We start from the raw sequence: 13,379 nt of genomic DNA, 5'->3' as shown, positions 1-13,379 counted from the left end.
TGATCCTAATGGATCACTTTTTTTGTTGGTTAGTTGGTTAGTTGGTTAAAGATAATTGGCAATGAGATTAAGGTCTTCTAGGCCATTTAATCGTCCATTTCGCAATACCGGGTCGGCACCTTGCTGGAAGTAATTATCCCAGTCTAATTCTAGGTGGATACTGCCTTCATTATCTATCGACATAACACTGTCGGTCGCTTCACTATATTGGTAATCACTAAACAGCGCATCACTGAACCAAATTCGTGACAACTTGTTCATCAGTGCTTTGTCTTTCTTCGACGGCGATGCTTCTTCACCATCCAATTTAAACGGCTTGTTGAACACAAATGGCAGCTCTGAACCATTACACGCTCCACTAATACAAGAGACGGTTTTTAATGCATCTGAAATATCGACGCTTCGCTCTTCGCCCTTGGTATTGTAAGCCCAAACATTGAAGCTCGGTTTGTAGTCAAACTGGTAAAACGTGACGGGTTGTTGCGATTGCTTTGCTTTAATACGTGATGGGCCACTAAAGAGCATGTCGTTCATCATCATTTTGAACTGCCCCATATTTCGCATTGCATTATCGAGCTCACTTTCGTCATTTGGATAAAAGTCGGTAAGCGACAGTAGCTCGCTTGTACTGTTTCGATTTTCAAGTCCAAAATACAATTGACTCACCGCTTCGTAAGCCGATTTAGGCAACACGGCAAGCAGATCTTCCAGTTCAAGTTGTATGGTTGCTTCGCCATCTGCCGATGCAAATAGCGAATCAATATCTGTTGATGCCTCATCACTTTGCACCCAGTTTTGAATCGCATTAATCCAGTCTTGAGAGGTGGCGTTATCACTTTGCAGCTCTGGTGATTGTTCCAACACCAAATCGAGTATTTTAGGAATAAGAAACGTCAGAGTTGGCAACATACTCATCGTGTTCGAGTCTTTTGCGTTAACGCCGATTACCGTTGGAACGATAAAATCAGACTGATACGGTTGTGCTGCATTTTGACTGCACGCCCCGAGTAGAGATGTCTTTTCACACACCAAATAAGGCGAGAAAGGCATTAAAGTCCCCATGGGTGTATGGTCTGCCTTGCCTAATGATATTGGTGAATATTCATTTACTAATGGCAGAATACCTTTAAGTAGCCAATCTTTGATACGCGTTGTCGGTGACAATAACGACTCTTGAGTGAGCAACACTTCTTCCAAAGATGCGTCAACAAGATCTAACTCGTCGTCTTGGCTCTTCGCAACATCGTAGCTTCGGTATTCAAAGCCATACGGATTACTTTGCATGATACTACGTTGAAAGTAGTCATTAGCCTGCCCTTCTTTCTCTGCTTGCTGCTGCAATATCGATACAGACATCGCGCCTGAACCTTGCCCCATCAGCGTGACATTCTGAGCGTCTCCACCAAATGCTTCTATATGTTGGTTTACCCACTCTAGCGCAGTTTGTTGGTCACCAATGCCGTAGTTGCCACTGTTGTTTTCGCCCTTAACCCAATGACTCCCCAATACACCCAATCGATAATTGAATGTAATGAAAATGAACGGGTTAGTCTCTGCCGATCCTTGAGCCACAATCGTGTCTCCATGAATAAGCTTGGCAGACCCCGAGCCGTACTCAAAGTCTCCACCGTGTATAAACAGATAGACAGGTAAACCATCCCCGCTTTGTGTTCCCTCTGGGCGCCATAGGTTCATGTTGAGACAATCTTCCGACTGCGATTGAGCTGTTGCCTTTAACTGTGGGCATGCATCACCAAACTCGGTTGCATCAATCGTGTTCTCTAAATAGGTCAGTTCACTATGGGCAAAACGATTTGCATGGCCAAATTGAACGCCTTTAAAAGCTTCAATATCAACCAAGATCTCTTCGCCTTGAGTGTCTTGAATCAAAACGGATTCTTGCAATGCCTTTAGCGTCGCGTTGCCAACATTCGTGGTGATTGTTTTTGCCGGCAGCGGCATCAGTTGTGGTTGCTCTGGCGTGGTTCCTGAGTCTGAACTTTTGTCTGAACCACACCCGATAAGGAGTGAGGTAATGCCGAGAGTAAGTAACGTTTTATTATTAAAATGAGAACGCTGATTTCGCTTAACAGTTGGAAATTTAAAAGTCATGGTTGAGCCTGCATTTGGTTATGTTTATTTCTTCACAATGCGAACTCCCTGCGCGTTATACTTTCCATTGAATCGTTGTTTAGTCGGTATTCAGTTATCAGTGTTGGGTTAATGAAATGAGTTTATGTCATAAAAACACATCCAGTTAATCTCCTATGACGGATGAAACCCTCTCCATTAACGCTCAACATCTCATGCTTAAAATCGATAGCCAAAATTGACCGTCATCGAATCTCGCGTTTCACCTTTGTTATAAAGAAAGGTCAAATTGTAGTTCTTACCTAATTGTTTATTCACACCCACCAAATACGCCCACTGAGATAAGCTCACGCCAATGTCATAATCAAATTCCAAGTCACCCGCAACCACATGCCCTGCCATTCTTGAATCCAAACCTTGGTACTCAGCACCAACAAATAGCTGAGTACGATAATCAACGAGTTGATAGCCAAGCATAGGCTGAACAGTCACAATGCCATCTCCCCAATTGTCAGTGTCTTTTAAACGCGTTTTTGTATAACTGCCCGATACAGAAGCAAAAAATTCTTTATAACCCACAGACAAAGTTGTCCCTAAGCCCACGATGTCATACTCCAAACTCAACGGAATTTTCACACGACCCGTTTGGCAAAGTGCCGACAACTCACTACAAAATGCATCCCCAAGGTGTGGTAGTTTATTGTTTAATTTATCTCGGAGAAACTCACCCGCCTCACCGGTGTATTCCGCATCAACTTGAGCATCGACGTTGATTTTTCCAACCAAACCATAAACATTCCAAAACGGTAATATGTTGAGGTCGGCTCTAAGCGTTAAACTTTCAGCATTAACAGCTCCGATGCTAGCGTAAGGGTCGAAAAGATCATTCAAGCCCACCCCTTGAATCACGAAATCAGTGAATGGGATGTCCATGTTCTGGTTCCTGTACGCGACAGACACACCAAAAGGCAATGGCAAATCGATTCCTTGACGACGAACCATATCGCCCATCAAAGGAAACACTCGGTCTAGCACAACACTCTCTTCTCTCATTCGCGGATCCGATACTTGCTCAAGCATTTTGTGGTCTAGGACTGTCACCTCATTTTGCTCATCATAAATAGCAATTGGACGAATCATCGTGTTCATACGCACTGGCTTATCGCGCTTCTTACCTTCAACTTCGATGTGCTTACTGTCGATAATAAGCTTTCCTGACTCGAGTCTTTTAAAATCAAGTCGTTGTAAGTAACTCTCTATTTGGTATCCATTGAATTTAAACGGCTGATCGTTATAGATACTCATCGTCTGTGGCTGCCCATTAACGAGTTCGACTTTCACGCTTAAATGACGGAAGTACGAAATATCCTGGGGTAATGCATACTTTGAGTACTCAAAGAAGATATCGACACGACCATCACCATGATCCTTAGCTTTAACTGAATACGGGTCATAGCTCTCAGCGTAATGCCTTAGTCGATATTCAGTTCTGACAAATGCTTCAATTTCATCGATGACTTGCTCTTGTTCATCAAGGTCATCGGGATTGTATTTAATTCGCAGATCAATGTTGCCTTTGGTATCGGTGTTCTTCACTAAGAAGACTTTTGATTCACGAACGTTGTCTCCAATTACAATTTTGCGAGTCGCATATTCAACCAAGTGTTCGCCTTGCATGAGAGAACTCATGGCCAACTTAGGAATGTCTTCACTGAGCGAATAACGTTTGAAAATCTCTTTACCAGGATGGACAGCTTTCGACTCAGCTGATAGCGCTGAAAACGAAGCCCACCAAAAAAGCGGGGTTGCGAACAAAACGAGGGTTCTAAAGCTGAACAGATTAAATATTTTCATTATTTGAGTGCCAAATACTTCCACCAAATACCTAAAGCCATAGATAAGGCAGATTAAATTTAATGAGTGAACCCTCCTGTTCACCAAATCATAACGACCATCAAACCTTCGATATCAGAATGAAGCTTCTTTGGTATGGCTACATTTTACGGTCTATTTTCCCATCCCTTGAATCATGTATGATGGATCAAACCCGTCACTAAAAATGGACTCTGCCGTTAATAGCCGTTGATAACCGTTAGTAAAAAGAGTCTTAGACTTAGACTGGTATTTTGAATATTTAAAAACCACTCCCTAAGCTAATATAGAAAGCGTTTTCGTCGTCGCTTCGAGCCAAGTCCATACCAATTCGTAACCCATATCGGCGAGCTATCTGATATCGAAACCCGACACCATAAGCTCCTACTGTTTGGTCTTGGCTAAGTTCTGCTTCTTCTTTCGCCTGACCATATCCATAAAACCCAGACACATTCCAACGATCATCAATGTCGAAAACAACTTGAGATTGGAGAGTGGTAATCTCATCCCCTTGATATCGATAGGAAGACACGCCTCTTAATTGAATATACGGTTGAGTGGTTGGCGAAAGAAACAATTCATCTGATTGAAAGTTTTGATAATTGGCCGCAAAAGCCAGCGTCCATTGTGTTGCCAGTGGGACATAGACTTCCCCTTCGACATCTAACTTTCGGTATGCTTGATCACTGCCTAACTTTTCATCGTAAACCATGTAATCAGCTGAAAATTGATAGCCACTGGTTGGGTAAAATAAGTTGTTGCGAGTATCGTAATCCGCAGTCAATCCTAAACCCGAAGTCACGATGGTTTGACCTAAGGTGTACTCCATCAACTTATCAACGATCTGACTGTCAGAAGTTATCTCGGTATAAGAAACGAACTGTTTGACGCCCAACATAAGAGGCGTATCTGCCACTCGAAATTGGACTCCTTGCTGCAAAACAACACCACGAGTCTCAGTAGAAAACTCTAACGGTTGGATGTCCGTAGACTTGTTATTTGGGAGCTCTAGTGACAAATCTTTATAGATACTAAGATTCATTTGCCCAGCCCCAACACCACCCGTGTAACGAATGGTATCGTTCAACCATGTGTGTCGATGCCCGACAAAGGCAAACCACGATCCGTTTTCTGTACCCGCTGCACCCAATACTGTTATCGCACCAGGAACAAGCTGTGCGCCTCCATCGATAGCATTGAGTGCCGCTTGTTTTCTTTGCTGTTTCTGCTCGTCCGTTTCATGCATGAATACGCCGACAAGCCCCCCGCCATAACCAACGGCAGGTTCGGTAATCAAAACCGGTACGGGTAAGAAGCCCACGGCGTTTTCTGCAATGTGGTGACCCATATCGAATTGGTCGTCCACAGCATCGAAAAATGAGCCATAAGAAACAGAAGAAAAAAGAGCGCCGATTAGCGAGACAGAATGAAACAATTTAGATTTAATCATTTTTGCACTTTGGTTTAATGGCAGAGTTTACGCCTGCTTGTTAAGCTTCCATGCAATGATCGGATTCGTCTATTAAAGTCCGACGAGGAGTTTGATAAGCGATTGATTACGTTTTGTTGAGGCCGGTTTACGAGGTGAGCCTACAAAAAGAGGAAGGCTATGTGCTTATACAAACACATTAGCCCTACTCACTGAGTGATAACGTTACTTGTTGTTAAACAAAGACTTAACATCAATATGAGCCCAGTTGGTGTCGCTGCCAAGCGCAGGAAGTTTCACCCACATTTGCAGCTCATTTAAGTCAGCTACGATTTGGTAGTTAGTTAGATCCACATCTTGATTGGTTGGCTTAGTCACACCACCATTTTCTTTGAAGCTGCCATCTTCGTTATACAGTGGTAAGTCAAAGATGTTACGCATTGCCTCAGCATCAATGTGACCGCACAGGTCATCATGGCGTGCATTTAAGTTATCAAAACGTTTTAGTGAAAAGCTTTGAGTTTCACGGATACCCAAACCCCAATCTGGGTTTAAGAACGTATTAACCGTCGCAAACGAGCTAGCGTCTTTATCGCTGACGCGTTTTCTGTTTTCTTGGATTGTGTTCTCGTAAGCACAAGCCTGACCGCTTTTATCCGCTAACATCCAGATTGAAGCAATATCAGTACGTGACGCTTGGAAGCGTGAGCTAAGAGCTTCGATCGAATCAGATTCCGCCATGTAATCGACCACTGAGTTTAAGAAAGATGGCTTCTCAACCGATACAATATTGCCGCCCATTGATGTACCGTCATGCAGATCGGTATACACACCCTTGTCGTTAAAACCAGTAACCATCCACTGCCAACCCGGCCAGCTCACATTCACTAATGCATTTGAACCATCTGTTGGGTTATAAACCGTTGTATAGATTGGGAAGTCTAGGAACAGATCACTCCAGTCCATATTACGACCAACAACCGAATGACCATCGACCGTGCTTTCACCCCAAGTCGCTAACGAAGAACAACCAGAGAATGAGTGTAGCTTTCCAAGGTAAATCGCCATTGGACCGCTTTGGTCTAGCACGATGACTTTTTCCAGTGGCCAGCCTAGACCATCTGCTACACCTTGGAAGTATTGCTTACGACGTAAAGAAAGTGCTGCGAAAACGCGAGTGCCAAACAATTCATATGCTTCTTTTTGGCTGATTAGCCCTTTATCAAATTCAGGCTGAACAATAACGTCGTACATCGCTTGCATGTGCTCTTTTGACAAGTTTCCGTACTGCTTACCCATTTCATACCAGCTGCCGTTAAGCTGCAGGACATAAAGCATTTCCTCGCCAGTTTCAAACATTGTGCCGTTTTCGAATTGTGCTTTAGTAGTAAGTGTTGAAGTGTTCATAATGACCTCTATTTATCTAAGTAAGTTGGTTTGTTTCTTTAAGATGGGCTCATTATATGGACGATTTTTAAATACCAACAATTCAGTATGACGGACGAAACTCATCCAAAAATAAATAAGTATGAACGCATGAGACCAGAGAACATGCTTATAGCGAAGACGAGTTGGAACTCAAGAAGCAAGTTAGTGAAAGAAAGAAAGAAAGAAAGAAAGAGAAAAAGAGAAAGGATATAGCTAGGCGGTTACCCAATACATAAAGGGCATGTCACCCATAAAATACTGAGCCAAACAAAAAGGCGAACCTATTGGCTCGCCTTGATCATTTTATTGGTCAGAATCGTTTAGTCGTTACGAATAGGTGATAATAGCTCAGGGTTAACCACCAAGTTTCTCACACCGTGGGCGTGGTCTTCGTTGAAGTCATTACCTTCACACCAGCTACCCACTGTCGCGATGTTTACTTTCGCTACTTGTGGACGAACGCTCCATGTTACTTGGAAAGGTGAACCTTGCTCATTATAACCAGGGCCCGTTGTAGAGCCTGCGTATTGAATCGCTGAGCCCGTATCTTGTGGGATGTTTGGTGCTTGGTGTAAGCCGTTCACTTTTGAATGTTTAGCGAGCGCTTCAAAGTCGAGTGCTTTGTCGTCATTCACTAATACGTAAACTTGGGTTTCTACACGCAGTTGCGGGTTGGTGATCGCGTCGTTAAAACAAGCACCCAGTGTTTCACCCGGTTCAACTTGCGCCGTTGAATAAACATAGTGAACTTCAATGGTGTCACCCGAATGCAAAGAACCATGCTCGCTCGGACAAACCTTGCCCTCAAATGGTTTCAGCTCAGCAGAACTCAGTTTTCCTGTGTATTTAAAGCCACTCTGGAATCCCTTACCATCACCGTTGCCAGCGTATTGAGTAAACTCACCGCCTTTATGCTCAGCATTTTTATGGAAGTGAATATTACATAAGTTCATCGCTGTTGAATCAGGAGCATCCGAGAACAGTCTGGTATTTGTTCCTTCTAATGAACCCAAATCTCGTGGAGCTTGCGGTCCAAAACCTTGTCCTTGGGTATTTTCAGAAAGCTTCGCTCTTTGTTCTGCGATAACACCATCTGATACAGACTCATGGTTCGCATCTGATGCATTTGCATGAGCTGACAACATCACCATCGCGACACTTAAAAACACACTCTTATTCTTCATTTTTCTTCCCTAGAATATTGATAACTAAACCTAAACGACTTAACAGCAAACATCTTACTATGCTCGTAAGTGAATATAAGACTTGTCTTTGTAAGATTAGATTTCATTGCTTACTTTGGGATGAGTATTAGAACCCTTGATGCATATAACAAGTCAAACAAGGTAAATTCGGCGAGTCCCTTCCAGAACTAATAATTTCCTATTTTCGTTAACCGTCGCCTGACTCAGCGCTCAGATAAGTGAACACGACTCTTAGGAAAAATGATGGCCAAATTTAGAAGATCAAAAAAGGCGAACCATCTGGCTCGCCTTCACGTCTCATTCTATCTATTGGTTAGCGTTCTTGGCTGGCAGTTTAACCATTACCGGTGGCAAATATCCCAAACGTCATGACGTTCAATGCATCTGTCACACCCTCTAGTGATTTGATCACGGTCTTAGTCGGTTGGTTATGACGAATAAAATAGCTTCCGATGCCTTTTTCACTGCCACTCTTAGCATCGCTTTCCGTTGTTTCTGTCGCTGCTACTTGAGAAGGCTGCACTGGCTCTGGCTCTGGCTCTGGCTCTGCATAAGCGTGAGTTATCGTGTCTTTATTTAAATCAAGGTTAGTGACTGGTTGATGATTAACGATTGAATCATGGGAAGAATCAACGCTGGTCTCAGCGTTTGTATCCTTTGAAGTCTCGAGATTACTCTCTCCCTCTACGCTTTTCGACATAGCGTCTTCGTTGCTCAATGTCTCGTCGTCTAGCTGATGATTACTCGTTGAAGAACAAGCTGTTAAGAAAAAAAGGCTAACGATGAATATGAGTAAGTTTCTCATCATAATGATAAAGCACGAAATTAATAAAACATTGTTCGATTGTATTTTATTTGGCTGGCGACATCTAGTGATAAACGGAGTAAACACGAAAAGTCGCATTCTTGAAGAGTAAACAAAAGCGTACGGGTTTAGTGCCCAAGACTAATAATTCGAGAGCTCAATCAGATTGCCATCAGGATCACGAATATAAACAGAGACAATTTTTCCTATTGCACCTGTTCGTGGTACTGGTCCTTCTTCTATCACGACGCCTTGCGCTTGGATATGTTCGACAACTTTAGCAATTGGTGTATTGGTAACAAAGCAGAGGTCTGCGCTTCCGACCTGAACACGCCTTGCCTTTGGCTCGAACTCGCTGCCACTGAGGTGTAAATTGATCTTCTGCGTCCCAAATGACAACGCTAACCTGCCCTCACCAAATTCGATGGGCTTCATTCCAAGCACCCGTTGGTAAAAGTCGACCGTAACTTGTAAATCACTCACGGTTAATACCAAATGATCCAACTGACTGATTTCCATCATTACCTTCCTGTAACTAAGAGTGATAAGGGCTTATTGGCGGTGACTAGGCTTTGTTAGGTGAACAATGTCATTCGGCAACCCACATAACTCATAACAGACATGTAGGTTGGAATGACTTAACTTAGCCTTCGCGCTTACTAAGCGTGTAGGAAACTAAACTATCATCACCTACCTTGAACACCCAAACATTCTCGCCATCTACAAATTGAAATTGATTGGTTGATTCAGTCGGCTTTAATTTACCAATAAATTCAGACAATACTGGCCCGTTGATAATAAAGCTTCCTTCTGAAATATTCGCATCCAGATCGCCCTTTCACTCTCCCGTAGTTTGGCCCGTCATAGATGCAACCAGTGCTAGATAATATTCAGACCAAAGACGTCTTTTACATCGAACAATACCTTTTGCGTTCTTTCTCTAGAGACTTGGGTGCCATTGCGTAAAATTTCGATGAGTTGCGCTTTATCATCCAATAACTCTGATCTTCTTTCACGAATAGGACGAAGCATCTCTTGTAAGCACTCTTCCAACACTTTCTTAGTTTGTCCATCGCCTAGCCCACCTCTTTGATAATGCTCTTTTAGTTGACTGACATAGTTAGTGTCTGTGTGAAAAGCATCAAGATAAGTGAACACGATATTGCCTTCTACTTTGCCTGGGTCTTCAATTCGTAGATGATTTGGATCGGTATACATGGATTTAACGGCAGCTCTGATCTCTTTCTCTGTCGCACCAAGATTAATGGCGTTACCCATCGATTTAGACATCTTACTTTTACCATCGGTACTAGGGAGGCGAGATGCATTGCTGAGAAGTGGTCTGCATTCATTCAAGATTGGTTTGCCAGCGAGCGAATTAACCTTTCTTACAATCTCATTGGTTTGTTCTAACATCGGCAGTTGATCATCACCGACAGGCACTAAAGTCGCGTTGAAAGCGGTGATGTCTGCCGCCTGTGAGATGGGATAAGTGAGGAAGCCTGCTGGAATTGAACGTCCAAACTCTTTGTTCTGAATTTCGCTTTTGACCGTTGGATTACGTTCCAAGCGAGCGATAGAAACAAGATTGCTGTAAAACATGGTGAGCTCAGCTAACACCGGCAACTGTGATTGCAGACAAATCGTGGTCTTGGTCGGGTCGATACCCACCGCAAGATAATCAGCGACCACATTCAGAATATTGGACGAAACCTTCGAAGGATTATGGGCATTGTCGGTAAGCCCTTGCATGTCGGCAACCAATATCGTTTGGTCGTGAATATGCTGCAAAGAAACTCTTTGTTTAAGTGAACCGACGTAATGACCCAAATGCAAAGGCCCAGTTGCTCTATCGCCAGTCAGAATGATTTCAGGCTTGTTGGTATAGCTGTTGCTGTCGATATGGCTGTTTGAGTTGGTATTCATGGTGTATCTCCAAGTTAGAAAGGCTACTGGAGATAAAAAGAGGCGACATTTTTGATGACATTCTTAGCTACCGTCCAGCAGCTAAAGAATGTGAGTATTCCGTGCTGCTCTGTTAAGAGCACCACCAAAAGAAAATTGAAGTTGAAGCAGAATTAAATTTCATGGTTAAAACCTATCAACAATACAGACGAGCGACAACTGTTATTTACGCGCACCAAGAAAATAGGTTTTAAGATTAACAGGTTATAGGCTTAATCTTTACTGGAACACAGTTCAGTGATTCGGTCACACATAGCTTGGTTGACTGTGAAGTGGGAGTTAAGGAAAGTTAGTTGGGCAAGTGCCGACTCAGCGGTGCGCTCGTAGCCTTGGGTAAAGGTTGGTAGCAATTGGGCAAACTTAGGAAAGCGAGCTTCTAGCCTTCTATCCGACATAAATTCATCAACGAATTCAGGCTCAGACTGTTCAGTTTGATCCACAAGATCAATCAAACGATCGAGTGCGTAAGATTGAACGAACCGACTGCCCGACAGCTTTTCGCCTCGGTTATAACGAGACATACCCACATAAAGATTGGTTAGTGCCTCACCAATGATCCACTCTTGGGAGTTTGCGTGTGCATCGCCTTTTGCTGGTGGAACACAACACTGCGTATCAAATTCAGGTTGCTGCCAAACAATGCGCCCTTCAGCAAATGGGATATGCGCTAACTCGTGGGGTTCAAACACCGCAAACTCACAAAAGATTCCGTCAGCGTACAGAACTTTATAGCCATCGACGGTATTTCTCACTGCGTAGTCGATTGGGTGAATATCAGATAGCCAATGCAAACTGTCTAAGAAATACTGCTTGTGCCCTGTTTGCACTATCGCGAAAAAATCGACATCTGAATACTGATCAAGTCGTTCTGTTTCAATACCTACTGAGCCCAATCCCAGCAAAGCATGAGCCTTACCCGAAGCTGCCAAAGACTCCCCAATCGCATCTAAACGCTGAAGTAATTTTTCTGGTGTGTTTATGTGTCTTGTCTGCATCACTTTGTCCGTCTGCATTGCTCAATCCCTATCAAGTTGAATGCCACTCAACCTAACTGATAGTTAGAACATCTAAGAAGCTTAATTTACAAAATGTGTGTTTTGGATAACGATCTGCGCAAGTTATTGCTTCGTTTAAACTCATAAATCATCCACCAGAGTCCGACTTTCTATCTGGTTTACACCGAAGACTTGGCTAAATACGCTGCCATTTCTTGCTTTGGAACCATACCGCCACCAGTCGCCCAAACAAGATGAGTGGCATTGGCTAACGTAGAATTATCGATGCCTAACCTTTCCAGATACTCACTATTTTGTTCAACATGAACCGCACCTGGCATACCCGCTAGCGCAGAAGGCTCAAGTTGAATGCCCTCTGCTTGATTCAGCTCACCTAGCAATTGGTACATGCGTTCATCGGTTAACGTGTAATAACCATCAAGCAAACGCTCCATCGCGCGACCGACAAATCCAGATGCTCGCCCCACCGCCAAACCATCCGCAGCTGTTAAGTTATCGATACCAAGATCTTGAACCGCAATCTCATCATGCAAACCCGTATGAACACCGAGCAACATGCAAGGTGAATGAGTCGGTTCAGCAAAAATACAATGGACATGATCACCAAAGGCCATCTTCAAGCCAAATGCCACACCACCAGGGCCACCACCTACCCCACACGGCAAGTAAACAAATAATGGGTGTTCTTTATCCACTGAAATGAGTTGTTGCTTAAACTGCTGTTTGAGCCTTTGCCCTGCCACCGAATAACCAAGGAACAGGGTTTGCGAGTTTTCATCATCAATGAAAAAGCATCGAGGATCTTGCTCTGCCTCTTTGCGACCTTGTTCTACTGCAACACCATAATCTTGTTCATACTCAACAACGTTGACGCCATGCTCTCGAAGTTTGCTTTTCTTCCAAGCTCTCGCATCTGCCGACATATGAACAGAGACAGTAAAGCCCAATTTGGCACTCATGATACCGATCGACATGCCTAGATTACCTGTGGAGCCTACCGCAATGCTGTATTGTTGGAAGAAGTCACGAAACTCAGGTTCGAGCAACTTACTGTAGTCATCGCTCTCACACAGTAACCCGGCTTCAATGGCAAGCTTCTCGGCATGCGTTAGTACTTCATAAACACCACCGCGCGCTTTGATTGAACCTGAAATCGGTAAATGGCTGTCTTTCTTCATCATCAAACGCCCTTTTATAGGCTGCTGAGAATGCGCTTCCAATACTGATTTCATAGATGGAATGTCAACAAGCTCTGACTCGATGATGCCATTGGTCGCTTGAGTTTCCGAAAACGCCTTGGCTAGATAAGGAGCAAACCTTTGTAGCCTCATGCTCGCATCGTGAATATCTTGTTCGCCTAATCCCACATAGGGTAAACCTTGCTCCAAAGTCGTGCTGTTTGGGTTAAACCAAGTCACTTCATCGAGTGCCGCTAATCGTTGAAGCAGTGGGAAATCTGAGATGAGCTTGTCGATATTCAATACAGTCATGGGTGACCTTTTCTGGTAAAGCGCGTACTGCGCAGGTTCAAGCATTAGTAAACCTATTTAAACGGGATTTTGGTGTTT

10 protein-coding genes and 1 pseudogene are annotated in these 13,379 nt (G+C 43.5%); all 11 read right to left on the bottom strand.

Annotated features, from left to right (window positions below; all coding sequences use genetic code 11):
- Positions 1 to 45 precede the first annotated feature (45 nt).
- Positions 46 to 2,112, bottom strand: coding sequence for a carboxylesterase family protein (locus OCV20_RS18600; RefSeq protein WP_086773895.1), 2,067 nt, complete (start codon positions 2,110 to 2,112; stop codon positions 46 to 48).
- Positions 2,113 to 2,310: 198 nt separating this feature from the next.
- The gene (locus OCV20_RS18595) at positions 2,311 to 3,945 is read right to left on the bottom strand and encodes a hypothetical protein (RefSeq protein ID WP_086773896.1); all 1,635 of its coding nucleotides are present in this window, start codon (positions 3,943 to 3,945) and stop codon (positions 2,311 to 2,313) included.
- Between the two features lie 280 nt (positions 3,946 to 4,225).
- Positions 4,226 to 5,413 (bottom strand): BamA/TamA family outer membrane protein, encoded by a 1,188-nt coding sequence (locus tag OCV20_RS18590; RefSeq protein ID WP_052879630.1) that lies wholly within the window; start codon positions 5,411 to 5,413, stop codon positions 4,226 to 4,228.
- A gap of 204 nt (positions 5,414 to 5,617) precedes the next feature.
- Positions 5,618 to 6,799, bottom strand: a complete 1,182-nt coding sequence (locus OCV20_RS18585; RefSeq protein WP_061040223.1) for a C45 family autoproteolytic acyltransferase/hydrolase — start codon at positions 6,797 to 6,799, stop codon at positions 5,618 to 5,620.
- A 341-nt stretch (positions 6,800 to 7,140) separates the two neighbouring features.
- On the bottom strand, positions 7,141 to 8,004 hold the full coding sequence (locus tag OCV20_RS18580) for a delta-class carbonic anhydrase (RefSeq protein ID WP_061038332.1): 864 nt from the start codon (positions 8,002 to 8,004) through the stop codon (positions 7,141 to 7,143).
- Between the two features lie 355 nt (positions 8,005 to 8,359).
- Positions 8,360 to 8,833 (bottom strand): putative periplasmic lipoprotein, encoded by a 474-nt coding sequence (locus tag OCV20_RS18575; RefSeq protein WP_086773897.1) that lies wholly within the window; start codon positions 8,831 to 8,833, stop codon positions 8,360 to 8,362.
- Positions 8,834 to 8,971: 138 nt separating this feature from the next.
- Entirely contained in the window at positions 8,972 to 9,349 is a 378-nt protein-coding gene (locus tag OCV20_RS18570; RefSeq protein ID WP_086773898.1) for a VOC family protein, read from the bottom strand.
- 124 nt (positions 9,350 to 9,473) lie between these two features.
- Positions 9,474 to 9,662 (bottom strand): annotated as a pseudogene (locus tag OCV20_RS18565) (hypothetical protein); the annotation flags it as partial.
- Positions 9,663 to 9,709: 47 nt separating this feature from the next.
- Positions 9,710 to 10,756, bottom strand: a complete 1,047-nt coding sequence (gene trpS, locus OCV20_RS18560; RefSeq protein ID WP_086773899.1) for a tryptophan--tRNA ligase — start codon at positions 10,754 to 10,756, stop codon at positions 9,710 to 9,712.
- Positions 10,757 to 11,007: 251 nt separating this feature from the next.
- Positions 11,008 to 11,808 (bottom strand): hypothetical protein, encoded by an 801-nt coding sequence (locus OCV20_RS18555; RefSeq protein WP_086773900.1) that lies wholly within the window; start codon positions 11,806 to 11,808, stop codon positions 11,008 to 11,010.
- 161 nt (positions 11,809 to 11,969) lie between these two features.
- Positions 11,970 to 13,301, bottom strand: coding sequence for a D-serine ammonia-lyase (locus OCV20_RS18550; RefSeq protein WP_086773924.1), 1,332 nt, complete (start codon positions 13,299 to 13,301; stop codon positions 11,970 to 11,972).
- Between the last annotated feature and the right edge of the window lie 78 nt (positions 13,302 to 13,379).

Source organism: Vibrio coralliirubri (genome assembly GCF_024347375.1).
In the GTDB taxonomy this organism is placed as follows: domain Bacteria; phylum Pseudomonadota; class Gammaproteobacteria; order Enterobacterales; family Vibrionaceae; genus Vibrio; species Vibrio coralliirubri.
The sequence above is the reverse complement of the archived record's forward strand: the minus strand, read 5'-3'. Positions and strand labels throughout refer to the sequence as shown.